The sequence below is a fragment of the Nocardia sp. NPDC059228 genome (assembly GCF_042754245.1).
GTDB lineage: Bacteria > Actinomycetota > Actinomycetes > Mycobacteriales > Mycobacteriaceae > Nocardia.
In genome coordinates this window covers 45,465-70,055 of record NZ_JBHZAL010000019.1, presented here as the reverse complement: position 1 = coordinate 70,055, position 24,591 = coordinate 45,465, and the positions used below count along the sequence as shown (strand labels likewise).

Sequence of the window (24,591 nt, the reverse complement as noted above, 5' to 3'; positions counted from 1 at the left end):
TTCCTGGGTCGTAACCCGCGCGGATACTTCGTTAATTGACTGTGTGGGCCGCCGGGGGGATCCCCGCGGCGGCGCACAATCCTCACCAGTGGTCAGTCGGGAATGACGATGGCGAGTTCACCGGCGGCGTAACGGGCGCGCAGCACCTTCTTGTCGAACTTGCCGACGCTGGTCTTGGGCACTTCGGAGACGAATGTCCAGCGTTCGGGGAGCTGCCATTTCGCGATCTTGTCGGACAGGAACGCGCGGAGCGCAGCGGCATCGGGTTCGGCGCCGGCGCGCAGTGCGGCGGCCACGACGGGGCGCTCGTCCCACTTCTCGTCCGGCACACCGAAAACGGCGGCCTCGGCGATGTCGGGGTGCGCCATGAGCGCGTTTTCCAGATCGACCGAGGAGATCCATTCGCCGCCGGATTTGATGATGTCCTTGGCCCGGTCGACCAGGGTGAGGTAGCCGTCGGCGCTGATGGTGCCGACGTCGCCGGTGCGCAGCCAGCCGTCGCGGAAGGCGTCGGCGCCGATTCCCGCGGCATCCGGCGAATAGTAGGAGGCGGTGACCCAGGGCCCGCGAACCTCCAGCTCTCCCACCGCTTTTCCGTCGCGGGGCAGCTCGGTGCCATCGTCTCCGATGAGCCGCGCCTGCACCGCGGACGGGATGCGGCCCTGGGTGATCCGGTAGGCGAAGGCGGCCTCGCCGTCGAGGCCCGCGGGCGGCCAGGCCAGCGCACCCAGCGGGGAGGTCTCGGTCATCCCCCACGCCTGGATGATGGGCACGCCGTGCCGTTCCTCGAAGGCCCGCATCAGCTGCGGCGGCACCGCGGCACCGCCGACCACGACCGCCCGCAGATGGGTCAGGTCCTGCGGCTTCGCGTCGACGGCGGTCAGCACGCCGTTCCACACCGTCGGCACGGCCGCGGCGAAACTCGGCCGCTCGGCGGCCATGAGCGCCAGCAGCGGTTCCGGTTGCAGGAAGCGGTCGGGCATCACCAGCGACGCCCCGACCATGAGCGCGGCATAGGGCAGGCCCCAGGCATTGGCGTGGAACATGGGCACGATGGCCAGCATCCGGTCGCCGGCGCGCACGCCCATGGCATCGGTGGTGCAGGCCTGCATGGAGTGCAGCCAGTTCGAACGATGGGAGTAGACAACGCCTTTCGGGTCGCCGGTGGTGCCGGAGGTGTAGCACATGGCGGCGGCCGAGCGCTCGTCGAGGACCGGGAAGTCGAAGGCGCCCGGATACTGCGCGAGCAGGGTGCCGAACTCATGGACGGTGACGCCCTCGGGCGCGGGCAGCGCCGCGGCGTCACCGTTGGCGACGATGACGTGGCGCACGGTGCGCAGGGTCGGCAGTACCGGCGCGAACACCGGGATCAGGGAGGCGTCGACGATCACGACGCGGTCCGCCGCGTGATCGGTCACGTAGGCGATCTGTTCGGGGAACAACCGGATGTTGATGGTGTGCAGCACCGCTCCCATGGCGGGCACCGCGCAATAGGCGATGAGGTGCTCGTTGTTGTTCCACATGAAGGTGCCGACGCGATCCCCGCGGCCGATGCCCAGCGCGGTCAGGGCGTGGGCCAGCCGGTCCGCCTGCTCGCCCAGTTCGCGGTAGGTCAGGACGCGGGATTCGGTGCCGGTCCAGGTGCGGACGGTGGCGTCGGCGTGCACCGTGCTCGCATAGCGCAGCAGGGTGGCCAGGGACAGCGGTTCGTCCTGCATGGTGCTGGGCATCGGCAGGTCGAGCTCGTCGTAAGTCATTGTGCAGATGTCTTTCTCGGGTACAGACCGGGTGAACCGGGCCGGGCGCGCCGTGCGCGGAAGTGGCGCGCCCGGCCCGGTTCGCTGCGCTCAGCCGCGCAGCGCGGAGGCGAAGATGCCCGGCAGGGCGGCGGCGCCGGGTCGCTTCGCGAAGTTGGTCAGTCGCCGCAGGGTGGTGGCGCCGGTGCGGTTGGTCACGAACCACGGCGGTTTCGGGGAGAGCGCGAACTCGCCGCGCAGCAGCGATCGCGGGACGGGGCGGAAGGGGCCGCGGACCACGGTGCGCTCCGGATCGGCGATCAGCAAGCCGTTGTGCACCACGCCGATTCCGCTCTGGATGTCGGCGAGGGTGTGCCCGGGGAAGGCGCCCCAGGAGGCGCGGGCGGTCAGGTAGCCGAGACCGGTCCAGGCGTTGATGGCGACGGTGCCGTACCGCAGATCGGCGATGGCTCGTTCGAATTGCTCCCCCAGCCGGTCGATGGTGGCGGGGTCGGCGATGATGTTGACGCCGAGGGTGCCCTCGAACTCCTCGTTGGACACGCGGACCGCCTGCGTGAGGAATTCCGCTGCGTCGCCGCTCAATTCGAGCACGCCCAGCACCGGGGCGAAGTACTCGGTGCGCAGCGCGGTCTCGTCCCGGTGCGGCACCAGCCCGGTGATGAGGGTGCGCGCGCCGATCCGCTCGGCGTCGGGATAGGACGTGCGCGCGCCGTCGACGCGGGCGGCCGAGCCCGGGTAGTAGTCCGGACGCTGCGGCGCCCGCTCGAGCGCGGCGCGCAGTTCGGCGAGGAACCGGTCCTTCTGGGGCCAGTCCGCGGAGATCACCGCGACCTGCGCGGCGACGCAGTTGTAGCCGTTGTTGTGCAGGCGCTGGGTGGCCAGGTGCTCGGCCTGGTACCGGAGGTCGGCGTCGGACCAGCGGCCGGGGATCACGATGGTGGGTGAGACGCCGCCCAGTTCGCTGGTGATGGGTTTGTCGAGTTTCGGTGTACCCGCCGCCTTGTTCCGCGCGCCTTCCTCGCCGGTGCCGAACACGATGGCGTCGTGGGTGAGCGCGCTGCCGGTCATGTGCACCGCGTCCACGCCGGCATGGTGCACCAGCGCCGTGCCGACCTCGGGGCCGCCGGTGAGCAGGCGTACGAAGCCGCCCTCGATCAGGGGAGCGAAGATCTTCTCCAGCACCGGCAGCAGCGGGTCGGTGATCGGATTCAGCTTGAGCGCCACCACCCGGTTGTCGGCGTAGAGCTGGTAGAGCACGTCCAGCGGCGCGATCGAGAAGATATTGCCCGCGCCGAGGACCACGCCCACGCCGCCGGTCTCGGCCGGGGTGCGCTGCCCCAGACCGGCTCGGGCACGGACGGTTTCGGCGTCGACGCCGGGCCTGGTCCAGACCTCCGCGCGGAATCCGTTGAGCAGCAGCCAATCGAAGACGCCGTGCGGGAAGACGTCCACCGCGGTGCGGCCGCCGGGGGCGGCGTGGATCGGGTAGCCGTCGACCGGGCTGCGGCCCTGCTCCAGTGCCCGCAGCGATTCCGCGAGCGCGGCCGCGCCGGTGAGCAGCGAGTAGGGGCCGCTCACCCATTCCTCGCCGAGCAGCGGCGAGTCCAGGGGCAGCTTCTTGATGCGGGCTGCGGTCTCGACCCACTCCCGCGCGTAGCGTGCGGTATTGGCGTGAATCTGTTCGAGCAGCCGCCGCCGGGCGGGCAACGGGGTCCGGGCCCAGTCGATTTCGCCCTGCCGGAGTGCGGAGACGGTGGCGTCGATGGTCGCCGCGGCGGTGGTGGTCACGATGCGTTTCCTTCCGAGTCGGCGTCCTCGGCGAGCATGACGGCGGCCTTCTCGCCGATCATGATCGTGGGCGCGTTGGTATTGCCCCGCACCACCGACGGCATGACCGAGGCATCGGCGACGCGCAGGCCCGCGACGCCCAGTACGCGCAGGCGCGGGTCCACGACCGCGCCGATGGCGCAGGTGGAGGTGGGGTGATAGAGGGTCTGGGCGGTGCGGGCCGCGAAATCGAGCAGTTCGGCGTCGGAATCACCGGCGGGAGTGAGGAATTCGCCGGTGGTGAGCTCGCGCAGCGCGGGCCGGCCGGCGATGTCGAGGGCGCTGCGCAGTCCGGCGATGATGCTCGCGCGGTCGGCCTCGGTGTCGAGGTAGTTGTGGCGGATGCGCGGCGCGGTGGCCGGGTCCGCCGAGCGCAGGGTGAGTTCGCCGCGGCTGGTCGGGTTGATCAGGCAGGGGCCGAACGCGTAGCCGTGCTCGGTCGCCGCGCCCATGCCCTCGCCGTGGAACAGGACCGGGGCCTGGTGGAACTGGATGTCCGGGCCCGCCAGTCCGGTGCGGGTTTCGAGGAAGCCGCCGGTCTCACCGATATTCGAGGTCAGCGGGCCGCGGCCGGATTCCTGGAGCAGGCCCAGGTTTTCGGGCGTGAGCGCGGTCATCAGGGATTCGCGGTCGGTGCGGTAGTTGAGGAACACCGACAGGTGGTCCTGGAGGTTCTGCCCGACCGGCAGGTCGCGGACGGTCTCGATGCCGAAGGCCGCCAGCTGTTCGGCCGGGCCGATACCGGACAGCAACAGCAGCTGTGCGGAGCCGTAAGCGCCTGCGGCCAGCACGATTTCGCGCCGGGCCCGAATGGTCTCGGTGCTGCCGTCGCGGCCGATCACCACACCGGTGGCCCGGCCGTTCTCGATGACGATCCGGTGCGCGAGGGCATCGGTGATGACCGTCAGGTTCTCGCGCTCCAGCGCCGGGTGCAGGTAGGCGGCCGCGGCGCTGCATCGCATGCCGTTGCGCTGGGTCACCTGGTAGCGGCCGACGCCGAGCTGGGTGACGCCGTTGAAATCGTCGTTGCGGGTGTGCCCGGCCTGTTCGGCGGCGCGCAGGAATGCTTCGCCCAGTGGATGATTCGACCGGCTGTCGCTGACCGACAGCGGCCCGCCCACACCGTGGTAGGCGTCCTTGCCGCGCTCGTTGTCCTCGGCCTGCACGAAGTACGGCAGCACCTCGTCGTAGCTCCACCCGTCCGCGCCGGCCGCGGCCCACGCGTCGTAATCGGCGCGGGCGCCGCGGATGTAGATCATGGCGTTCATGGAGCTGGATCCGCCCAGGACGCGGCCGCGCGGGAGGTAGGCGCGGCGGCTGTGCAGCCGGGGTTCGGGTTCGGTGTCGTAGTCCCAGTCCAGCGGGCTCTTGAACAGGGACGGGAAGGCGACCGGCAGGTGGATCTCCTCGGCGGTGTCGCGCGGTCCGGCCTCGATCACGGCCACCCGGATCGCCGGGTCCTCGGACAATCGGCTGGCCAGCACGGATCCCGCGGACCCCGCGCCTACGACGATGTAGTCGTACACGGTCGGCACCTCTCTCCACCTCATCGGTCGACCCGGGTCGGCTATGACCCGGGTCACTGTCGCTGTCGGTGTCGATACTGCGGGTCAGGTGCATCCGCCCACCATGTGCGCGGGTTTGCCGATACCGCCCGGCCGACTGTGCTGGAGCACAGTCGGCGTCGAGAGCAACTGCCTACTATCGAATCCATGACAGCGCTCACCGGCCCGCCGCGCAACGGCTCCACCGCAGTGCCGCAGACCGGTTCGACCGCGGTAACGCCCAGCGGTTCGATCACGGTAACGCCGAGCGGTTCGACCGCGGTGCCGCCGAGCGGTTCGACCGCGGTGCCGCCGAGCGGCTCGACCGCGGTGGCGCGCACCCTGCTCGTCGAGGTCGACGACCTCACCACCGAACTCGTCGGCCGCATCCTCACCGGCGAGAACGCCTACGCGGAGGCCGCCCTCACCGAGGCGCAGCTGCACCTCGTCGTCCGCGACAATCTGGCCGCCCTGCTCGAGCAACTCTCCGGGAGCGCCGGGCGGCGGCTGCAACCCGCGACCGTGGTGGGCCGGGTCAAGGCGGAACTGGGCGTGCCGATCGCGGCGGTGCTGCACGCGTACCGGCTGGCGGGACGACTGCTGTGGGAACGCGCGCTCGTCACGGCGCGGGGGACGAATCTGGACGCGCTGCCGCAGCTCGGCTCGGAGATGTGGCGGCTCCTGGACGACTATTCCGGCGCCGCCGCCGATGCGTACGCCGACTACCTCACCGAGCGGGTCCGCCGCCACGACGTGGAGCGCCGCGCCATGCTGCGGCGGCTGTTCGACGGCGAGGCCGACGATCCCACCCAGCGCGACATCGCCCGGGCCCTGCACCTGCCGCCGCTGGGCAGTTTCGTGGTCGTGCACGCCGAAACCGATTCCGGCGCAATCGAACCGCTGTTCGGGATCGAGGATCGGCTGCGGGCCGACTTCGTCGAGTCGATCTGGCTCACCGAGCCGGGCGCGCGGATCGGGCTGCTCAATGTGGCCACCGCACGCTCGCACGAGCGAGTGCTGTCGCGCCTGCGCGCCCATGCGACCGGGCGCATCGGGGTGAGCCGTCCCTTCCCGACGCCGGGGTCCGCGGGGACCGCCTTGCGCGAGGCGGAACTCGCGGGGCGATGCGCGCCACCCGGCAGTCCGGCCGTGACCGCGTACGGCAGCACGCCGATCCCGCTCGTTCTCGCGCATGCGCCCTCGGCGTCACGGGAATTGGCGGACGATGTCCTGGGCCCGGTGCTCGAACTGCCGCCGGAGGAACGCGACACCCTCCTCGATACCCTCGAGCTGTGGTTCGAATGCGGTGGCTCCAATACCGAAGTGGCGCAACGGCTCCACTACCACCGCAACACCATTCACTACCGGCTGCGGCGGATCGAGACGCTGACCGATCGCCGGTGCTCGGACCCGAAGGCCGCCGCCGAGCTGTACATCGCCCTGCACGCCGCGCGGCTCGCCGGATTCGATCCGGCCTGAGCCGCAACCGGGTTCAGCGTCCGGATCGCGCGAATCGTCCTAGATTTCATGCTGTCCGGTGGGGCGGCGCTCATTCGTGCCGGGGTGCGGACGGGCGGGGCGTCCCGCCGCGCCGATGCCGCCGGTGCGGCGGCGGTGCTGCGGGGCGAGGTCGGAACGCGCGAACTGGCCGGGGGTCTGGCCCTTCCAGTCCCGGAACGCGGTCGCGAACGCTGACGCGCTCGTGTAGCCGAGCCGGGCGGCCACCGTGTCGACGGTGAAACCGGCGGCCAGCAGCTCCTCGGCCAGCAGGCCCGTTGTCTCGCAGGCCAGTTCGCGGAAGGTGGTGCCCTCCTCGGCCAGTCTGCGGCGCAGGGTGCGGACGCTCATGTGCAGGTCGGCGGCGATGGCGACCTGATCGATGGCGCGGCCGTGCCGCATCAGCAGGGCCCGGACCCGACCGGCCAGCCCGACCCGGGCGCGGCGGCGTTCGACGATCTCCGCGCACAGCTGCCCGTACTGCCTGCGCAGCATCGAATTCGCCTGCGGCATCGGACGTTGCAGATCGATGGCGTCGAGGTAGAGGGTGTCGGCGGGCTGGTCGTAGACGATGTCGCCGATGCCGAGCAGCACACCGACCGCCTCGTACACCGGGGCGTACGGCAGGGTCAGCTCCAGCCGGTGCACGAGGACGTCCCAGGACAGCAGTTCGCGCTGAATGGTGCGCAGGGCGGCCAGGTCGCGTTCGAGAGCGAAGCGGCGCAGGCGCGGCGGGACGGGCTCGGTGTCGAGGGACACCAGCACCCGGTCACCGGCGTCGGCGATGGTGAATCGGCAGTAGGCGAAGGACAATTCGGCGTGGCGGGCCCATAACTCGGCCATCTCGCGCACCGTGGAGCAGCTGCTCAGGGCGATGCCCAGGCTGCCCAGCATGGGCAGGTGCACCGAAAACCCCGCCAGCAGGCCCGTACCCGGGTCGTCGCCGGTGGCGTCGAGGATGTTGCCGATGATCCGGAACTCCTGGCCGATGTCGATCTCGAGCTCCGGGTCCTCCAGGTCGGCTTCGGTGAGCCCGGTCTCGGCCAGTGCGGCGGCTGTGGACATCGAGCGGCCAGCGGCGAATTCGACCAGCACGGCCGCGCTGTGTATCGAACGGACACACCAGGAGTCGTCGAGCATGCCGACGATGATCTCCCACCCGATCCCCTTCACCGGCCCAATTCAGCAATTCATCAGCTAATGTCGTGTCACTCCGGGCGTGTCGCCTGGTCACAGCGGGTGCGAACGTGGCCCAAATCAGCAGAGGCATGGCCTCGGGCCGCGCAGGCAAACTCGCGCCGCCGACATAGCCTGATCCCCGTTGGCCGCTGGCCCTTGGCGGCCTCCACGGTCCCGGCCAACACCGGGGCCGGACGCTGTACACGGCAGTCCCCCTCGGCGGGCGCGGTACCCAACAGTCCATCCTGCCCGCTCGCCGAGGGGCCCGTGGCCCGCCCCCAGCGCTGCACTGATGCCGGGCGTCAGGGCGTGAGCGGGAGTCGATCGGGCGTGCGGGCCACCGGCCGTCCTGCGGCGCGGAACAGCTCACCGATCCGGATCGCATCACGGACGGCCGCGCCACCGACGTCGTTGTTGAAGAAGACGTAGGCATCGTGATTTCCATCCCAAGTGTCCTCGATGCGCCGGACCCACTCGGCCAGAACGCGTTTCGGGTAGCGGGGTGCGGACCGGCCGGGACCTTCATGGAAACGGACGTAGGCCCAGTCGGCCGTGCGCCACAGCGGCGTGATCGGCCGCCCGAGCCGGTCGGCCCAGCACAGTGCCGCGCGGTGCGCTTCGAGCACGGCCCGGACCCGGTCGTCCCACCAGCTCTCGTGGCGCGGCTCGACCGCCACGCGCAACTCGGCCGGGATCAGCCCTAGCACCTGGTCGAGCCGCTCGGGTTCGACGGTCAGGGTGGGGGGCAGCTGAATCAGTATCGGCCCCAACCTATCCCCCAGTCCGCGCGCCGCATCGATCATCCGCTCCAGCGGGATCTCGACCTCCCGCAGCCGGCGATAGTGGGTCACCACCCGACTGGCTTTCACCGCCATCACGAAATCCTCCGGCGTCCGTCCGTGCCACCCTTCGAAGGTTGTCCGTGCCACCGGCCGATAGAAGGCCGCGTTCAACTCCACCGCCCCGAATGCCTGGGCATACACCTCGAGCCACCGCCGCTGCCCGATCCCTCGCTGATACACCAGCTCCCGCCAGTCGGCGTACTGCCACCCCGACGTTCCGACGAACACCGTCACGGCTCGCCACCCCGGCCCCGCATCACGTGAGCAAGCCTCCGGACGCCATACACCCACTGTCCCACCACCGGTCCGACAAGGCAGTGAAATCTTCGCGTTTCACACAATCTTGCGCCCAGTCGCCGCCGTTCGTGCATCGGCCGAGGTGGTTCATCTCCGCTGAGCCGCTCCTGCACGCGAACGACGCGCACGGACCGTGGTCGGGGTGACGGTGGCCTAGTCTCGGGTGACATGAGCTCAGTCGCTGATACAACCGCCGTGACGAACTTGATCGCGAAGTATGCCGAGTTGGTCGATAGTGGGGATTTCGCTGGAGTGGGGGCGTTGTTCGAGCATGGGGTGTTCGGCGGCAGCGATGGGTCGGTCGCGGGGAGTGAGCGGATCGAGAAGATGTTTCGGGGGATGGTGATCGTGTACGAGGACGGGACGCCGCGCACCCATCACGTCACCACGAACATCGCCGTCGAATTCGGCGAGGACACCGATACCGCCACGGCGCGTTCCTATTTCACGGTTTTCCAGGCCGCACCGGACCTGCCTCTGCAGCCGGTGGCGGCCGGCCGTTACCGGGACCGCTTCGAGCGCAGTGCCGGGCAGTGGCGGTTCGCCGAGCGCCAGGTGCAGATCACGCTGACCGGCGACATGAGCCGGCACCTGCGCACCCCGCCCCCACAGGAGAGCTGACGGGCACGTCAGTCCCATGCTGCGGAAACGATCCGTCACTTGTTGCGCGGCTTCCGCCCGATTCCACACGCCCACAAGGTCCCCAGCACCGCGCCCGGCGGCACCAGCACCCACACCCACCACGGATAGAACCACTCCAGCGTGACGCCCAGCAACAGCCACACGATCAAGTTCAGCCCGCTGAGCGACAACCACACGATGGTCAGCACCACCATGGCGATCCGCCCGCCCGATGGCCCCGGCTCTTTCATCTCGGGCAGATCAGCGGACACCTTGGCCAGCTCGCCCCGGGTACGAGCCTGCCAGATCGACTGCACCCGGCTGTCGAACTCACCGAGATCGAGCACGCCGGCGTCCACAGCGCGGCGCAGCGTCTCCTCGAGCTTCTTCCGTTCGGCGTCGGAGATCCGAATGTCGTTGGGGTGCACCGGCTCACTCACAATCCCGATCCTGCCATTCCCGGCCCGACCGCGCTCGCGAGTGCATCCGAATGCTGATCAGCGTTGGCGCGATTCCGTAACGGCCCGGCTGGTATCCGATCCGGTCGAGGTCGACGGGGCCGCCGACACCGCGGCCGCCGCCCGCAACATGGCCGCCGTCCGGCAGGTGTGGCTGACCGCCGTGTGGGGCACCGGGATTCGGTAGACGACGATCGGCCCACCACGATTCGTGGTGGGCCGATCGTTCGATGAAACCTCGGCCGCACGCCGGTTACCTACTCCGACATGGGCGATATCGCCGGGACTAGCCCCGCCGGGCCGCGTTGGCCGCCGGACCGATGGCCCGGAAGGTGAGGGCAACGACGAAGACGAGGGCCGCGATGGCGGCGGCGGCCGCGAAGGCGGTGGTCATGCCGCCGACCAGCGCGTGCTGGACCGAGCCGCCGGCATTGCGGGACGCGGTGCCGAAGACCGTGACCAGGATGGCCAGACCGAGGGACGCGCCGGTCTGCTGGAGAGTTTGCAGTGCGCCGCCGGCCGCACCCGCCTCGTGGGTGTCGACATTCGACATGATGATGACGTTCAGCGGTGAAACCGACAGGCCGATACCGCATCCCATCAGGATCATGGCGATGAACAGCAGCGGGAAGTAGCCGCTGTCGGCCGTCAGCTGGGTGAGCAGGACCAGGCCGGCCACCATCAGGGCCGCACCGGTGACGGTCACCGGTTTCGGGCCGAAGCGGGGCAGCAGGCGCGGGATCAGCCGGATCATGGTGAACATCAGCAGGGCGGTGGGCAGGAAGGCGAAACCGGTTGCCAGCGAGCTCAATCCGAGCACGTCCTGCAGGAACTGGGTGAGGAAGAAGAACATCGACATGCCCGCCATCGGTGCCAGGAACATGTTCGCGTAGGCGGTGGCGCGATTGCGGTCGGCGAACAGGCGTAGCGGCAGGAGCGGTTGGGCCGCACGGGATTCGATGGCGAGGAACGCGGCGATCAGGATCGCACCGGCCGCCAGCGAGATGTCGGTGGTGGCAGTCTCCCAACCGTCCGAGGCGGCGTTGATGAAGCCGTAGACGAGAGCGGCCACACCGGTGGTGGCGGTCAGCGCACCGGGCAGGTCGAGGTGGGCCGGCCGCCGTTCGGCCCTGGGCAGGTAGCGCAGCGCCAGCACCACGACGATCAACCCGAAGGGCACATTGATGAAGAGCACCGAGCGCCAGCTCAGCCATTCGGTCAGCAGTCCGCCGACGATGAGGCCGATAGCGAAACCGGCACTGGACATTCCGGAGAACAGTGCGAGTACGCGCATCCGGGCTTTCGGATCGCTGAAGGTGGTGGTCAGCAGGGCGAGGGTGTTGGGTCCGGCCATGGCCCCGCCGATGCCCTGCACGACGCGCGCGGCGAGCAGCCAGCCCGCGGAGGGCGCCAGCCCGCCCGCGAGCGAGGCCAGGGTGAACAGGGTGGCGCCGGCGATGAACAGGTTGCGGCGGCCGAACAGGTCACCGGCACGCCCGCCGAGCAGCAGTAATCCGCCGAAGGCGAGGCTGTAGGAGTTCATCACCCAGGACAGGCCGGTGGCGCTGAAGTGCAGGTCGGTCTGGATGCGTGGCAGCGCGACATTCATCACGGTGATGTCGAGGACGATCATCAATTGGCAGGTCAACAGGGTGGCCAGCACAATTCCCGACCGCAGCCGGGGGGCTCGAGCGGGTGCCGGCACGCGCACGGCAGCGTTCGAGGGAAGGGTGGTCGACAAGGAATGCTCCATCGAATGGGATACAAACGGAGGAAGCCTCCGTTTCCGATGGAGTTATCATATGGAGGGTTCCTCCACTTGCGCAAGACTAACCGGAGGGTCCATCCGTTTCTAGTGGAGGGTTCGTGGAAGCACGGTCGACCGGAAAGCCGATGCGCGCCGACGCGCGCCGCAACTACGAGCGGATCGTGACCACCGCCCAGCAGGCCTTCGCCGAACTGGGCCCCGAGGCGCCGCTCGAGGAGATCGCGCGCCGCGCCGGGGTCGGCATCGGCACCCTGTACCGGCACTTCCCCAATCGTGAGGCGCTGATCGAGGCCGTCTACCGTTCCAGCATCGAGCATTTGAGCCAACGTGCCCACGACCTCCTCGTAACCCACACGGCCGGGACGGCTTTCGAGTACTGGATGCGCGAACAGGTGGAGTGGGTGATGGCCAATCGCGTCCTCGCCACCACGCTCAAGGCGGGCATGGACCACAACACGCCGACCTTCACGCTGTGCCGCGAGGCGATCACCGGGGCGGCTTCCCTGCTGGTACAGGCGGCGCGGGACGCGGGCACGATCCGCGCCGACATCGAGCCGCGCGATCTGATCCGGCTCGGGCACGGCCTGGGCGTCGCCTGTGAGACCACACCCGACGCCGCCGAACGCCTGATCGCGGTGACCCTCGACGGCCTGCGCGCCACCCCGGCCGACACCCAGCGGCCGTAGAGCCGTTCCCGAACCCAGCCGAAACCGCGCTCCAGTCTTCTTCGGCGAGCCGGGAAAGACTGTGCCGGACCCTATTTCAGTGGCGTCGGTCCCGACGGCCGTGTCTTCTGCGCACAGTGCAAGGGAAACCCAACGTCGGATCGAGCTGGTGAACCGCGCGTGAGAACCAGCGGTGCGAGCGCGGCGGGATTCGGCGGCGGCTGCTAGAGCAAGCTGTTGGCGGCGAGGCGGGCGAGGCAGGTGTCGACGACGTCGGCGGCGGAGCCGGACGCCTCCCCCGCCGCCCAGAGTTCGGTCGCCAGGCGGACGGCGGTATTGGCCATGGCGGCGGCGAGCGCGACGTCCAGGTCGTCGGCGGGGCGGCCGGTGCGGGCGGCGATGATCGGGATGAGCTGGGTTTCGCAGTCGTATTGGACGCGCAGCCAGGTCGCGCGCAGGGCGGGCAGTTGAGTCGCGGCCCGGACCAGCGGGCGCAGGCGGTTCTCGGCGATGCCCTCGATCGCGAGCGTGCCGACTGTCGCAGTGCGATACGAGCGGCTCAGAGCTTCCCGCAGCGACAGTTCGGGCGGACAGGCGGCGAGTTCGTCGGCCCAGGCCTGGGTTCCGATGGCGAGCAGCGGCGCGACGACGTCCTCCTTCCCGGCGAAGTACCGATAGAACGTGCGCAGCCCCATCCCCGCGGCCGCCGCGATCTCGTCCACAGTTGTTGCGGCATAACCGTTTTCGATGAAGAGCCGGGCCGCCACCAGCGCCACTTCCCGGCGTGTCGCCGCACGGCGGGTCTCGCTGAGCGCCGGACGTCCGGCACGGTTTCGCTCGCTCGTCACCCGGGAACTGTACCGAGGTCGAAAACGTTTGATGGCGCGACGTGCCATTTTCGGCATATCGTGTCAGAAACTAGTTCCACCGATCAGGAAGTGATCCATGAACCGTCTCGAGCAGCGCCGCATCCTGGTGACCGGCGCCGGATCCGGTATCGGCCAGGCCACCGTCCTCCGTCTGCTGTCCGAAGGCGCGGTCGTCGCCGGCGCCGACGTCAATGCCGAGGGCCTCGCCCTGACCCGCAAGCAGGCCGCCGAGGCGGGCACCGCCGCGCGGCTGACCACCGTCGAGATGAATATCGGCGTGGAGTCCGAGGTGGTCGCGGGCGTGCGCACCGCCATCGATGCCCTCGGCGGACTGGACGCGGTGGTGAACGCGGCGGGGATGCTGCGTGCGGCCCACACCCACGAGACGTCGCTGGACCTGTGGAACCAGATCATCAATGTCAACCTCACCGGCACCTTCCTGGTGATCCGCGAGGCCCTGCCCGCCCTGCTCGCCAACCCGCGCAGCACGGTCGTCAACTTCAGCTCGACCTCGGCGAACTTCGCCCACCCGTACATGGCCGCGTACTCCGCCAGCAAGGGCGGCATCCAGACCCTGACCCATGTCCTGGCCCTCGAATACGGCAAGCAGGGCCTGCGCGCGGTGAGCGTCGCCCCGGGCGGCATCAAGTCCGGCATCACCGACGCCACCCCCGGCTATCTCCCCCAGGACGCCGACTGGTCGCTGTTCGGCCGCCTGATCGCCGTTCTGCCCCAGGACAATCCGGCCGAACTGGCCGGCCCCGAGAACGTGGCCGGCGTCATCGCCATGCTGGTCTCCGACGACGGCCGCTTCATCAGCGGCACCGAAATCCGCATCGACGGCGCGGCCCACACGTAATACGGCAGGGCCCCGATCGATACGGCACGGCCCCGATCGACGATCCGATCGGGGCCTGCTGCCGCAACTACTTTCCGGCACCCACCAGCTCGGCCGACGCCCCGCGCAGAATGCCGTCCGCCGTCCCCGCCGGCCATTCGAGCGCCGCATCCAGCTTGTCCAGCACATCCCCCGCGGGCGCCTCGACCAGGCACCGCTCGATCCGACTCGTGCCGTGTCAGCCGTTTTCCGGTGAGTTGTCGCGGTGGAGCGGTACGTCTTCGAACTCGGTGAGCACGTGACGGAGGAATGCTCGAATCAGGTGCTGGGCTGATGTCGTTGCGCCGTACAGGGTTTCGACTACCGGTTGCAGCTGCGGCCCGGTGTCGACGGCCAGGCGCACCAGGCCTTGTTCGGCGCAGCGGGTCAGGGTCGGCTCGAGGAACGTCGCGGCGTCCGCGATCCGGCCGGCGGCCGACAGGCAACAGCCGTACAGGAGTTCGGCATTCGTGAGCGCGCGCGGGCGGTTCTGGGTGGAGATCACGTCGACAAGGCGCTGCGCTTGCCGGCACGCCTGGTCGGTCGCTGCCGGGGTGCCCTTGCCGAGCAGCAGCCGGATGGCCGAGTCGTGGGCCAATTCCGCGGCCACCGCGGTGGGAGCATCGGGGTGGGCGGTATACGGCTCGAGGTTTTCGAGATCGCGGCGGTCGGTGTCGGTGATCGGCAGCCCCAGCCGGATGCGTTCGTTGATCATGCGCGCTGCCAGCCGCGGCAGGATCATGTTCGCCGCGAGCTTGGCTCCCTCGTCCAATCGCTCGTTCATGGCGTCGATATCGCCGCGCACCGCGGCCAGGCGGGCGGCGGTGCCGTAGCCTGCCATCTGGAACTCGACCGCCCCGCCCTCGACGCCGAGCCCGCCCGCGAGCAGTTCCTCGGCCTCGGTGAATTGGCCCTTCTCGTACAGCAATTCGCCGAGCAGCGCGCTGGCGAGCCGGGTGGCCTGCGATTGCCTGCCCGTCTGCAGCGCCTGACCGAGCGCGGTGCGGAACCGGGCCTCGGCGGTGCCGGCATCGAGCTGTTCGGTGGCGGCGCTCCCGTCGACGCAATCGCAGTACACCGGGCCGAACGGTCCGCGCGCCCGGTCGCGGTACGGTTCGATCCAGCGATACCAGCTGTGCACCTCCGCGAAGTCGAAGCGATACAGCGCCGAGATCATCGCCCCCACTGCCAGCCCGTGGGCCATGAAGGGCCGCACCGAATCCCGTTCCTGTGCGAGCTCCGGCGCCAGTACCGTCGTCTGGTCGGTCGCGAGCGCCAGGCTGATACGCACCAGCTTCATCTCGAGCTCGAGCTCGACGGGTTCGCCATCGCGGTCGCGGGCCGCGGCGAGTGCTGTCTCCGCGCGTGCCAAGGCGGTCTCCGCGGCGGCCGGGCGCTGTATGGCTACGTTCGCCCACGCGATGTTCAGCTGCAGCTGCGGAATCGACGCGGTGAGCGAACCCGGCAGTTTGGCCACCAGCCCGAGCAGCGTCCCCATGCGCGATTGCTCTATCAATTGCCCGGCGTGCGCGGCGACCAGCCGGCAGGCCCGCTGGGGTTCGTCCGCGGCGAGCAGGTGATCGACGGCCTCGGTGAGCAGGTCGTGGGCCTCGAACCACTGCGCGGCGGTGAGGTGCAGTTCCTCGAGCAGTCCCGGATACTGCCGGATCAGCCGCTCGCGCAGGAAGTCGGCGAACAGCGCGTGGTAGCGGAACCAGCGCAGATCGTCGTCGATGCTGCGCAGGAACAGATCTCGCTGCCGCACCTGTTCGAGCATGTCCTGGCCGTTGCTCACGCCCGTCAGCACCTCGGCGAGCTCACCGTTGATGCGCGTCGGAACCGATGTCCGCGTGACGAATTCGAGCAGTTCGGGTTCGAGGGTGTCGACGACGTTCTCCATCAGGTACTCCCCGATGGCGTAGTGCCGTCCCGAGATCTGATCGATGTACGCGCCCGGATCGTCGCGCCCGCGCAGCGACATCGAGGCCAGTTGCAGTGCCGCGGCCCACCCTTCGGTGGATTCGCGCAGTCGCTCGACCTCCGCCGCGCCGAGGGTCAGCCCGCTGGCGTCGGCGAAGAACGCGGCGGTTTCCGCGTCGTCGAATCGCAGTGCGGACTCGTCGATCTCGGTGAGCTCGTCGCGAACCCGCATGCGCCCCAGCGGAAGTCCGGTACGGTGGCGGCTGGTGACGATCACCCGCAGGTGGTGGCAGCCGTGATCGAGCAGGAATTCCATCGCGGCCACGGTCGCGGCGCTGGTCACCCGATGCCAGTCGTCGATCACGAGCGCCACGTTCTGGCCGCTGTTGTGGATCTCGTCGATGAGGGTGGTCATGACGTGCCGCGCGGCATCACTGGCATGCTCCTCGAGCAGCTGTTCCAGATCCGCGGCCACACCCGGATGGGCGTAGCGGATCGCCTCCACCACATGGGTCAGGAACCAGACGACATTGTCGTCATCGTCGTCCACGCTGAGCCAGGCCGCTCGAACGCCCTCGGCGGCAAGCACATCCACCCATTCCGCGGCCAGCGTGCTCTTCCCGAATCCGACGGGTCCGTGGATCAGCACCAGCCGCCGGCCCTGCCCCTCCCGCAGCCGGTCGAGCAGGCGCCCACGCAGTACCGGCTGCCGCGGCGCGCTCGGCGGACGGTACCGGGTGGACGGCGTCGGTGCCGGCGCCGGGCTCGAACGCGGCGGCGGGACGGGAACAGGCGGTGTGACCGTCCGGGCTCCGGCGTCGGCCGGCAGCGCCATCGAGTCGACCACGAGCCCGGAGGCGAATTCGATATTGCGCAGCCGGTCACCGAACTCCCTTGCGGTCTCGGGCCGGTCCGAAGGATCCTGCGCCATAGCGGATTCCAGCGCCGAGCACAGCGCTGCCGGTACCTCACTGTTCCGCAGGTCGGGCACCGGCTCGGAGGTGATCCGCACGAATTGCGCGACCATCGACTCGCCCTCGCGGCGTTCGAAGGCGGCGTGCCCGGTGAGCAGGCAGAACAGGGTGGCGCCCAGGCCATAGATGTCAGCGGCCTCGGCAGGTTCGGCTCCCCGCAGCACCTCGGGCGCGGTGAATGCCGGTGTCCCGGCGATGAGTCCGGACCGGGTCTCGAAAGCCCCACTGATGCGAGCGATTCCGAAATCGCTCAGCAACGGCTCGCCATAGTCGGATTGCAGGATATTGGCCGGATTCACATCGCGATGCACCATCCCGTGCCCGTGCGCGGCCGCCAGCGCACCGGCGATCTTCACCCCGACCGACAGCACCTCCTGCCACGGCAGCGGCCCCCGCTCCCGAATCCGCGATTGCAGCGACCCGAGCGCATAGAAGGGCATGACCAGATACGGCCGCCCCGTGACCGTGACATCGGCGGACAGCACCTGAACGATGTGCGGATGCCCGCCGAACCGGCCCAGCGCCCGCTGTTCCCGGAGAAACCGCTCCCGCTCATCCCCGCTCGACCGCGCATCGAGCACCTTCACCGCGACCAGCCGATCCAGCGAATGCTCGTGACACCGGTAGACGACCCCGAAACCACCCCGCCCGATCTCCAGGGCATCGTCCAACCCGGCCGCGGCGAGTTCCTCGGCGACCCCTATCCGCAGGTCAGGCTGCGTACCGTTACTTTCCCGTTCGACCATGCCCGCTCATTTGCTTCGACGAGTTGGGCTCCGACACCCCGATCGTAACCACGGGTATGCCCGATCGGCGGATTGGTGCCCACCGCGGCCGGAACCGCGAACCCGCGCAGTACCCCCAGCGACCACACCAGCCTCACCAGCAACGGCCCGGCCGGCGACCGCCCTCAGCGAGCGCGCGCATGGCATCGATGGTGACCGAGATCGGCTGGTGCTGTACCAGCAGCCGAATCCAGTCCGGGGCGGGCCTGGACGAAGCCGGCGCCGAGCCGAATTCCGACTGGGAAGCCGCTCATGAGCACCCCGCACTGCTCTGACGTGTGCGGAGGCCGCCGCCGGGATTCCGGGGCGATGAGCCGGTTCGGTGAGTGGTCCGATAACCGGAAGCAATCCGCGAGACGAGACGTCCGGTCCACCACGTGTCTCTGACCGTTCCGCCGAATCGCCGCGCCGCCCGCTCCTCGCCGCGCGTCTCGCGCCCATGCGTCGAGTCGCGCGCACCACAGCCGGAAAACTCGGAATCGGGTCCACCCAGCGATCGCTGCGCGATAGTTGAAGTCGGCGAAGGAGTTCAAGATGGCAGAGATCGTGTCCGTCACCGGCGGCAAGGTTCTGGGCACGCGCGAGGGCGGCGTCACCCGTTTCCTCGGCATCCCTTACGCGGCAGCGCCGATCGGGCCCGCCCGGTTCGAGGCCCCGCGACCGGTCGAGGCCTGGTCGGGGGTGCGCGAAGCCCTCGGATTCGGACCCACCTGTGTGCAATCCCCGTATCCGGCACCGATTCACGCCCTCATCGGCAGCGACGGGATCCCCGGCGACGAGTATCTGAACGTCAATGTGTGGACCCCCGATCACACGGGGTCCGGTCTGCCGGTGCTGGTGTGGATTCACGGCGGGGCGTTCGTCCGTGGATCGAACGCCCGGCGTATCTACGATGGCACCGCCTTCGCGCGCGACGGCGTCGTGGTGGTGTCGATCAATTACCGGCTCGGCATCTCCGGGTTCGCCGCGGTTCCGGGATCCGCGTCGAATCGTGGTCTGCGCGACCAGATCCTCGCGTTGGAGTGGGTGCGCGAGAATATCGCCGCCTTCGGCGGCGATCCCGGCAATGTGACGGTCTTCGGCGAATCCGCCGGCGGGATGAGCGTGGTGGCGCTGCTCGCGTCACCGCGGGCACGCGGGCTGTTCCGGCGCGCGATCGCACAGAGCGCCAATGGTTCCGCGGTCGCCACCGCGGAGGACGCGGGCAAGGTGGCGCGGCAGCTGACCGATCTGCTCGGCATCGAACCGACCACGGCCGCCTTCGGCCTGCTCGGGCCGGAGGAGCTGCGCAGCGCCCAGGATGCACTCGCCCTGGCGCTGATGACCGACCCGGATCCGGACCGCTGGGGTGCGTCGATCGTCGCCAGCGGACTCGGCATCATGAGCTTCTTCCCGATGATCGACGGCGATGTCATCCCGGGCCGTCCGGCGGATATCCTCGCCGCCCAACCGGATCGGACCGTACCCCTGCTCACCGGATGGACCGCCGAGGAATTCCGATTCTTCACCTTCCCCGCCGGTCTCGCCGCCGGAATCACCGACCGGACGCTGCCGCATCTCCTCGCGCGCTACGGTCTGGATCCGTCGGTCGCCGAGCGCTACGCCGCCAACCGCCCGAACGCCACACCCGCGGACGTGTTCGCCGCCGTCCTCACCGACCTCGTCTTCCGCGATGACGCCATGCGCATCGCGGAATCCACCGCCGCAGCGGGCAACCCGGCCTACGTCTACGAATTCGCCTGGCGCTCAGCCATTGCCGACCTGGGTGCCTGCCACGTCATCGAGGTCCCTTTCGTCTTCGACCAACTCGCCGCCGCCCACACCCTGACCGGCCCGAACCCACCGCAACCCCTGGCCGACGAGGTGCATCGCGCCTGGGTGCGCTTCGCCACCCACGGCGACCCGGGCTGGTCCCGCTTCGACACCACCACCCGCACCGTCCGTGTCTTCGACGCCCCGGAATCCCATGAGGTGGCCGACCCCCGCGCGGACGAGCTACGCGCCCTGCGCCGAGCGAAGCTCACCTCCAGCGCACCGGTCTAGCGGCATGAAATGGCAAAGGCCGCAGGTCAGGAACCTGCGGCCTTTTGTCGTGCGTGCCCGCTCGAGTCGGCGGGAGGCCTTGAGAACCAACGAATCCGGGCGCGTTGGTCGGCATGCGAGGTCCACGGCCGCTCGACGCACGCCAGTCTTGACGCGTGTGCGGCCGCGCCGCTACCTTGAAATCGAGACAGATCAGTCTCGATTTTGACCCGATGGAGGCGAGTCGAACATGGTTGCGCAGGCACTGGACGTGCGGGAAGCCGTCCAGATCGTCGAACGATTGGCAGAGGCGAAAAGCCGACAGGACCTAGCGGCCACGATGGCCGTGTACCACCCGGACGCCGTACTCGAATCGCCGTCGCTCGAATCCCATTACGCGGGAGCCGGGGTCGAGGGCGCGATCAGGGGATGGTTCGCGTTCGCGCCCGACTACGAGGTCCGGCTGGACGGCCACGGGCTCGATGACGAGACGCTGTGCTGCTGGGGCCGGATCGCCTTCACTCCGGCGTTCACCTTCAATGGCGCAGTGCCGAACGGCAATCGGGTCTCGGTGCCGGTCTTCATTCTGTTCCGCTTCCGGGACGGCCGGGTCAGCTGGGAGAGCTTCCACTTCGACGTCGCCGGGGTAGCCCGTCAGTGCGGCGTCGACGCGAGCGCCCTGGTGCGGGCGTCATGATCGTCGGCGCTCGCCGGCCGAGCACCACCACCATGCGCGCGGCTCGGCACGAGAACTGGGGATCACCACTGGAGATCGCCGACGTCGAACGGCCGGAGCCCGCCGCGGGTGAGGTCCGTATCGCGGTGCGGGCGACCAGTGTGAACCCGATCGACATGCATACCGGCAACAATTCCGGCTACGAGCAGTCCATGCGGCTGCCCTGCATCCCCGGGTGGGACGTCGCCGGTGTGGTGGATGCGGTGGGCTACGGAGTGACCCGCTATGCCGTAGGCGACCGCCTCTACGGTCTGGCCTGGTTCCCCTATCCCGCGGGCACGTATGCCGAATACATGACGGTCCCCGCGTATCACCTGGTGCCGATGCCGAAGTCGGCTTCCTTCACGGAGGCGGCGTGCTTGCCGATGGCCGCGCTGACGGCCTGGCAGATGCTCGACGCGGTCGGGGCACGCGCCGGTCAGCACGTTCTGATCAGTGGCGCCTCCGGCGGCGTAGGTCACCTCGCGGTGCAGTTGGCGGTCGCGCGCGGCGCCACGGTCACCGCCCTGGTGCGTCCCGATCACCATGCCGCACTGTACGAATTGGGCGCGCACGCCTGCGTGGACTACACCGATCCGGATGCTGTCACGGCAATCGGGAAGGTCGACGCGGCGATCGATCTGGTCGGATTCGATTTCGGCGCTTCGCTGTTCGACCGCGTGACACCCGGAGGCGCGATCGCCTTGGCGACCGCATGGTCGGTCAAGGGATACCGGGCCGCCGCGGCGGAGCGAGGTATCCGCGCGGCCTCGTGCCTGGTGGAACCCGATCCCACGGCTCTCGCAGCCATCGCGGAGCTGGTCGATTCGGGCGCGGTGCGCGTCGTCGTCGGCGCCGAGTTCGATCTCACCCAGGCGGCCGATGCCCAGCAGTGGGTCAAGGACCGGCGTGGCTTCGGCAAGGCCGCGATCACGGTGAACGCAACGGATCCGGCGTGACCGAAAAGCCCAAGCAGCTACGCGGAATCGCGGTGCGCGACAAACTTGTCGGCATCGCGACCGACCTCTTCTACGACCACGGTGTACGTGCCATCGGTGTCGATGAGGTGGTGCGACGGGCGGGGATGGCGAAGGCGAGCCTGTATCGCTGGTTCCCCACCAAGGACGACCTCGTTCTCGCGGTGCTGCAGCAGCGCGACGACCGGTTCTGGGCCCGCTGGGACCAGACCGCGTCGCGCCACGCCGACGCACGGGCCGAACTCGATGCCCAGCTCGTTTGGATCCAGGACGTGGCGACGCGGGAGGGCTACCGCGGCTGCGCTTTCGTCAACACAGCCGCGGAATTCAGCACTGCGCAATCGGAGCAGATCCGGCAGCGGTGCGCCGAGCACGAACGCGAACTCGCGCGTCGGCTCCGCGCGCTGACGGCACGGCTCGATGTCCCGGACGGTGATCGGCTCGCCGATCAGCTCCATCTCGCCATCGTCGGCGCCTTCGCGGTCGGCGGGATCTACCCGACCGGTGGACCGGCCGTCCGCCTCAGGGCATTGGCCGAGGACCTGATGGACGGGCGCCGGGCGGCGAACTGACAGTGTTCGGAAGGCAGCACCGTTTCGACGGCCGACCGAGTCGGCAGGGATCGTTACCCTGCCGACGCGGTCCGCGCCAGGACTCTTCTGGATCGTCGGCCGAATTCCATTGCCGCACAGGGCCCACCGGGTCGCCGGGCGCGTTCCGTCGGGAACCGGACACCCCGAGCCACACCGGTGCAACCACTCAGTCGAAAACTGCTGCCGAACTCGCGACCGAGGACCCTGGTGCTCGATCAGTTGCAATTCGGTCATTGCTAGTTTGCAGCGCGCGATAGCCGAAGTAGTACACGACCATCTGGCAAGCCCATGTGGTGAGGGCCAGGATGTAGAAGATCGTGTGGTGCTCGTCGTCGCCGGGTATGCGGTAGAAGTCGTATATTCCGGCGATCGCGGCTGCCGCGGCCGAGACGGCCGCTACCGCAATCGCGTTGCCGCGCGCACCGATATTCCACAGCCGCCACGCGAAATAGAGCAGGAACAGGGTCGTCAGGGCGTTCATCACGACATAGAAGATGGCCCCGGCCAGCCCGAGTTCACCGGCGTAGATGGACATGACCAGTCCGCCCACGATGGCCAGCCCGAAGACGCCGATATCGACGGCAAGCGAAGGCTTGAACCCGTGGGTGACCTGCATCAGACCCAGGACGAGGATCACGGTGATTCCGACCGACCGGGAGAACGCATCGAAGAAGAAGGCGAGGTGATACATCGGACTGGTTTCGTTGGCGCCAACCAGCCCGTAGATGAGGAAGTTGGTTCCCGAGGTGGCGACGATGATCCATTCGAGGCCGAGTAAGTAGTTTCTGTAGTTCCGGATGAACTTCCAGCCGGTGGTGAATCCGGCGACGATCATGAGGAGATCGGCGAGTGCGTACAGTGCGGTTTTGAGATCCATGACCAACCTTGTTTCGAGGCTCGATATCTGACGTGTCGATGAACCGACACCTAGTGCGCGACTTCGAAGATCTCCTCGCGCGGGGTGCCGACACGTTCGAGCGCCTTGTAGAACCGCTCCGGCTCGGCCCACTCTTCAGGCGTGAATACCCCTGTGCGGGTTCCGGGCTCTTCGTCGAGTGCCACCACCATGAACGCAGCGCAGGCCGTTCCCGTCGCCGCGGCCATATTGGTGAACAGATAGGTGCCAGGTCCACTCACTGGAGTACGGCGGGTGACCACCGTGGGCACGCCATTTCGGAGGCCGGTCACCTCGACCTTCAGGGCGGATTTGTGGGGGAAGGTATGGCCCACCGCCGCCTTGGCCAGGAAGTTGACCAGCTCGGTGCGGGTCGCCTCACCGGTACGCACGAGGTTCCGCAATCCGGACAGGACCTTGCGCCAGCCCTGCACGCTGCCGAACTTGTTCGTCATCACGGCTTCCAAGAAGTCGATGGCCTTGTTCATCGGCATGTCGCCCTTCTGCACCGCCAGACCGACGCCGCGGACCATGCCGTTGTAGGGGGCCGGATCGAGCCCGCCGAAGCAGCGAATGTTCTTGGCATCCGGGTACTTTCGCGGCAAGGTCACCGGCTCGGGGTGCGCGGTCTCGTGGACCATGGTCAGCCCCAATCCGGCACCCAGCTCCGTCCAGCGGGTCTCCACCCAGGATTGGTGCAACACCGGTCCGCTGTTCTCCCAGGTCACACAGGGGCCGGCGGCGACCCGCAGCATATGGTCGAGAACCGCGCGGCCGACGGCTCCGCGCTCATCGCCGACTACCCAGTACACGTCGATGTTGTCGACCCGGTCCAACTCGCCGGCCGCGTCTGCTACCAGCACGTTGGTGAAGCCGGGCGACGCACCGCAGCCGATGTACATCGGCACTCCGGCCGCTCGGGCGTCGTCGTGCAGGGACAGCGCGTGCAGGGTGCTCTCGATGTCGTCGTCGAAATCGAGATAGGGCACCTTGGCCTCCAGACACGCCTCCATCACGGGGCCGGCGGTGCGGGTGTACGGACCGGCGCCGAGTACCACCAGCGCGGCGCCCTCGATGGCCTGGCGAAGCCCTTCGCGGTCGTACAGGTCGAGCCGCGCGGCGGTCGCCAGGCCGGACGGCAGCCGCCGCAGCAGCTCATCGAGCAGCTCGGGACGGATGTCGTACAGGGCCAGCTCCCAGTCCCCACCAGCGACGGCGAACCGTTCAATGGCAAGCCGACACATCTCTCCCGCGGCCCCGATGAAGACAATTCGCTTAGTGCCCATGGTCGTACTCCTGTGGATCGAGGGCCGCATGCGGTCCAGGTGACATTACTCGTAATCGATTCGAGTTCGAGTTTCAGTAGAAGCTAGTGCGGAGGCGCGCTCGGCGCTACCCGTTTACCGAAATCGGTTACGGTTTTACCGGAACGTAACGGGCCGTCGGGTTCGAGCTCGACGGTCGCGACAGGCGTGTCGACCTTGAACAGGACCGCTGCCGCGATCCGCA

The 24,591-nt window shown here is 68.8% G+C and carries 21 protein-coding genes; 10 read left to right on the top strand and 11 right to left on the bottom strand.

Annotation, left to right across the window (positions count from 1 at the left end; translation table 11 throughout):
• Positions 1-92 precede the first annotated feature (92 nt).
• The 3 genes from ACFXKA_RS26285 to ACFXKA_RS26275 form a co-directional block, all read right to left on the bottom strand.
• A complete protein-coding gene (locus tag ACFXKA_RS26285; RefSeq protein WP_379429378.1) occupies positions 93-1,730 on the bottom strand; it encodes a long-chain fatty acid--CoA ligase in 1,638 nt (545 codons plus the stop codon).
• Positions 1,731-1,847: 117 nt separating this feature from the next.
• Positions 1,848-3,548 (bottom strand): aldehyde dehydrogenase family protein, encoded by a 1,701-nt coding sequence (locus ACFXKA_RS26280; protein ID WP_379429377.1) that lies wholly within the window; start codon positions 3,546-3,548, stop codon positions 1,848-1,850.
• Positions 3,542-5,119: a GMC family oxidoreductase gene (locus ACFXKA_RS26275; RefSeq protein WP_379429303.1), complete on the bottom strand. Its 1,578-nt coding sequence runs from the start codon at positions 5,117-5,119 to the stop codon at positions 3,542-3,544. Before ACFXKA_RS26275 ends, ACFXKA_RS26280 begins: the two co-directional genes overlap by 7 nt.
• A gap of 177 nt (positions 5,120-5,296) precedes the next feature.
• Between ACFXKA_RS26275 and ACFXKA_RS26270 the strand changes: the two genes are divergently transcribed.
• Entirely contained in the window at positions 5,297-6,607 is a 1,311-nt protein-coding gene (locus tag ACFXKA_RS26270; RefSeq protein WP_379429302.1) for a PucR family transcriptional regulator, read from the top strand.
• 39 nt (positions 6,608-6,646) lie between these two features.
• On the opposite strand, the gene ACFXKA_RS26265 is transcribed toward ACFXKA_RS26270, so the two are convergent.
• Positions 6,647-7,798 carry an AraC family transcriptional regulator ligand-binding domain-containing protein gene (locus tag ACFXKA_RS26265; RefSeq protein WP_379429301.1) on the bottom strand — a complete coding sequence of 384 codons (1,152 nt, stop codon included), beginning with the start codon at positions 7,796-7,798 and terminating at the stop codon, positions 6,647-6,649.
• Positions 7,799-8,106: 308 nt separating this feature from the next.
• Positions 8,107-8,880, bottom strand: coding sequence for a DUF72 domain-containing protein (locus ACFXKA_RS26260; RefSeq protein ID WP_379429300.1), 774 nt, complete (start codon positions 8,878-8,880; stop codon positions 8,107-8,109).
• A gap of 231 nt (positions 8,881-9,111) precedes the next feature.
• Here ACFXKA_RS26260 and ACFXKA_RS26255 point away from each other — a divergent pair, with 231 nt between their 5' ends.
• Positions 9,112-9,564 carry a nuclear transport factor 2 family protein gene (locus ACFXKA_RS26255; RefSeq protein ID WP_379429299.1) on the top strand — a complete coding sequence of 151 codons (453 nt, stop codon included), beginning with the start codon at positions 9,112-9,114 and terminating at the stop codon, positions 9,562-9,564.
• A gap of 35 nt (positions 9,565-9,599) precedes the next feature.
• Here the strand turns inward: ACFXKA_RS26255 and ACFXKA_RS26250 are convergent, their stop codons facing one another.
• Positions 9,600-10,004, bottom strand: coding sequence for a DUF1707 domain-containing protein (locus tag ACFXKA_RS26250; RefSeq protein ID WP_354840024.1), 405 nt, complete (start codon positions 10,002-10,004; stop codon positions 9,600-9,602).
• Positions 10,005-10,044: 40 nt separating this feature from the next.
• Between ACFXKA_RS26250 and ACFXKA_RS26245 the strand changes: the two genes are divergently transcribed.
• Positions 10,045-10,209 (top strand): hypothetical protein, encoded by a 165-nt coding sequence (locus ACFXKA_RS26245; RefSeq protein WP_379429298.1) that lies wholly within the window; start codon positions 10,045-10,047, stop codon positions 10,207-10,209.
• Between the two features lie 99 nt (positions 10,210-10,308).
• Here ACFXKA_RS26245 and ACFXKA_RS26240 read toward each other — a convergent pair whose 3' ends face one another.
• A complete protein-coding gene (locus tag ACFXKA_RS26240; protein WP_379429297.1) occupies positions 10,309-11,763 on the bottom strand; it encodes an MFS transporter in 1,455 nt (484 codons plus the stop codon).
• A gap of 125 nt (positions 11,764-11,888) precedes the next feature.
• Here ACFXKA_RS26240 and ACFXKA_RS26235 point away from each other — a divergent pair, with 125 nt between their 5' ends.
• On the top strand, positions 11,889-12,476 hold the full coding sequence (locus ACFXKA_RS26235; protein WP_379429296.1) for a TetR/AcrR family transcriptional regulator: 588 nt from the start codon (positions 11,889-11,891) through the stop codon (positions 12,474-12,476).
• Positions 12,477-12,679: 203 nt separating this feature from the next.
• On the opposite strand, the gene ACFXKA_RS26230 is transcribed toward ACFXKA_RS26235, so the two are convergent.
• Positions 12,680-13,303 carry a TetR family transcriptional regulator gene (locus tag ACFXKA_RS26230; RefSeq protein ID WP_379429295.1) on the bottom strand — a complete coding sequence of 208 codons (624 nt, stop codon included), beginning with the start codon at positions 13,301-13,303 and terminating at the stop codon, positions 12,680-12,682.
• A 97-nt stretch (positions 13,304-13,400) separates the two neighbouring features.
• On the opposite strand from ACFXKA_RS26230, the gene ACFXKA_RS26225 reads away from it, so the two are divergent.
• On the top strand, positions 13,401-14,183 hold the full coding sequence (locus tag ACFXKA_RS26225; RefSeq protein ID WP_379429294.1) for an SDR family NAD(P)-dependent oxidoreductase: 783 nt from the start codon (positions 13,401-13,403) through the stop codon (positions 14,181-14,183).
• A gap of 217 nt (positions 14,184-14,400) precedes the next feature.
• Here ACFXKA_RS26225 and ACFXKA_RS26220 read toward each other — a convergent pair whose 3' ends face one another.
• Positions 14,401-17,841, bottom strand: a complete 3,441-nt coding sequence (locus tag ACFXKA_RS26220; RefSeq protein ID WP_379429293.1) for a protein kinase — start codon at positions 17,839-17,841, stop codon at positions 14,401-14,403.
• A gap of 179 nt (positions 17,842-18,020) precedes the next feature.
• Between ACFXKA_RS26220 and ACFXKA_RS26215 the strand changes: the two genes are divergently transcribed.
• The 5 genes from ACFXKA_RS26215 (at position 18,021) to ACFXKA_RS26195 (ending at position 22,166) form a co-directional block, all read left to right on the top strand.
• Positions 18,021-18,155 (top strand): hypothetical protein, encoded by a 135-nt coding sequence (locus tag ACFXKA_RS26215; RefSeq protein WP_379429292.1) that lies wholly within the window; start codon positions 18,021-18,023, stop codon positions 18,153-18,155.
• 259 nt (positions 18,156-18,414) lie between these two features.
• A complete protein-coding gene (locus ACFXKA_RS26210) occupies positions 18,415-19,923 on the top strand; it encodes a carboxylesterase/lipase family protein (RefSeq protein ID WP_379429291.1) in 1,509 nt (502 codons plus the stop codon).
• Between the two features lie 229 nt (positions 19,924-20,152).
• The gene (locus tag ACFXKA_RS26205) at positions 20,153-20,599 is read left to right on the top strand and encodes a nuclear transport factor 2 family protein (RefSeq protein WP_354839996.1); all 447 of its coding nucleotides are present in this window, start codon (positions 20,153-20,155) and stop codon (positions 20,597-20,599) included.
• Complete coding sequence (locus ACFXKA_RS26200) at positions 20,596-21,576, top strand: NADP-dependent oxidoreductase (RefSeq protein ID WP_379429290.1); 981 nt, start codon at positions 20,596-20,598, stop codon at positions 21,574-21,576. Before ACFXKA_RS26205 ends, ACFXKA_RS26200 begins: the two co-directional genes overlap by 4 nt.
• Positions 21,573-22,166, top strand: coding sequence for a TetR/AcrR family transcriptional regulator (locus tag ACFXKA_RS26195; protein WP_379429289.1), 594 nt, complete (start codon positions 21,573-21,575; stop codon positions 22,164-22,166). The genes ACFXKA_RS26200 and ACFXKA_RS26195 overlap by 4 nt, the downstream gene beginning before the upstream one ends.
• Before the next feature lie 187 nt (positions 22,167-22,353).
• Here ACFXKA_RS26195 and ACFXKA_RS26190 read toward each other — a convergent pair whose 3' ends face one another.
• Together ACFXKA_RS26190 and ACFXKA_RS26185 are read right to left on the bottom strand one after the other, a co-directional pair.
• Positions 22,354-23,064 carry a transporter gene (locus tag ACFXKA_RS26190; protein WP_379429288.1) on the bottom strand — a complete coding sequence of 237 codons (711 nt, stop codon included), beginning with the start codon at positions 23,062-23,064 and terminating at the stop codon, positions 22,354-22,356.
• A gap of 50 nt (positions 23,065-23,114) precedes the next feature.
• Positions 23,115-24,368 carry a saccharopine dehydrogenase family protein gene (locus ACFXKA_RS26185; RefSeq protein ID WP_379429287.1) on the bottom strand — a complete coding sequence of 418 codons (1,254 nt, stop codon included), beginning with the start codon at positions 24,366-24,368 and terminating at the stop codon, positions 23,115-23,117.
• Between the last annotated feature and the right edge of the window lie 223 nt (positions 24,369-24,591).

Bases quoted from the DNA above. Each gene is read 5' to 3' on its own strand.
- ACFXKA_RS26285 (WP_379429378.1), bottom strand. From the start codon at position 1,730: ATGCCCAGCACCATGCAGGACGAACCGCTGTCCCTGGCCACCCTGCTG.
- ACFXKA_RS26270 (WP_379429302.1), top strand. From the start codon at position 5,297: ATGACAGCGCTCACCGGCCCGCCGCGCAACGGCTCCACCGCAGTGCCG.
- ACFXKA_RS26255 (WP_379429299.1), top strand. From the start codon at position 9,112: ATGAGCTCAGTCGCTGATACAACCGCCGTGACGAACTTGATCGCGAAG.
- ACFXKA_RS26225 (WP_379429294.1), top strand. From the start codon at position 13,401: ATGAACCGTCTCGAGCAGCGCCGCATCCTGGTGACCGGCGCCGGATCC.
- ACFXKA_RS26220 (WP_379429293.1), bottom strand. From the start codon at position 17,841: ATGGTCGAACGGGAAAGTAACGGTACGCAGCCTGACCTGCGGATAGGG.
- ACFXKA_RS26215 (WP_379429292.1), top strand. From the start codon at position 18,021: ATGGCATCGATGGTGACCGAGATCGGCTGGTGCTGTACCAGCAGCCGA.
- ACFXKA_RS26210 (WP_379429291.1), top strand. From the start codon at position 18,415: ATGGCAGAGATCGTGTCCGTCACCGGCGGCAAGGTTCTGGGCACGCGC.
- ACFXKA_RS26205 (WP_354839996.1), top strand. From the start codon at position 20,153: ATGGTTGCGCAGGCACTGGACGTGCGGGAAGCCGTCCAGATCGTCGAA.
- ACFXKA_RS26200 (WP_379429290.1), top strand. From the start codon at position 20,596: ATGATCGTCGGCGCTCGCCGGCCGAGCACCACCACCATGCGCGCGGCT.
- ACFXKA_RS26190 (WP_379429288.1), bottom strand. From the start codon at position 23,064: ATGGATCTCAAAACCGCACTGTACGCACTCGCCGATCTCCTCATGATC.
- ACFXKA_RS26185 (WP_379429287.1), bottom strand. From the start codon at position 24,368: ATGGGCACTAAGCGAATTGTCTTCATCGGGGCCGCGGGAGAGATGTGT.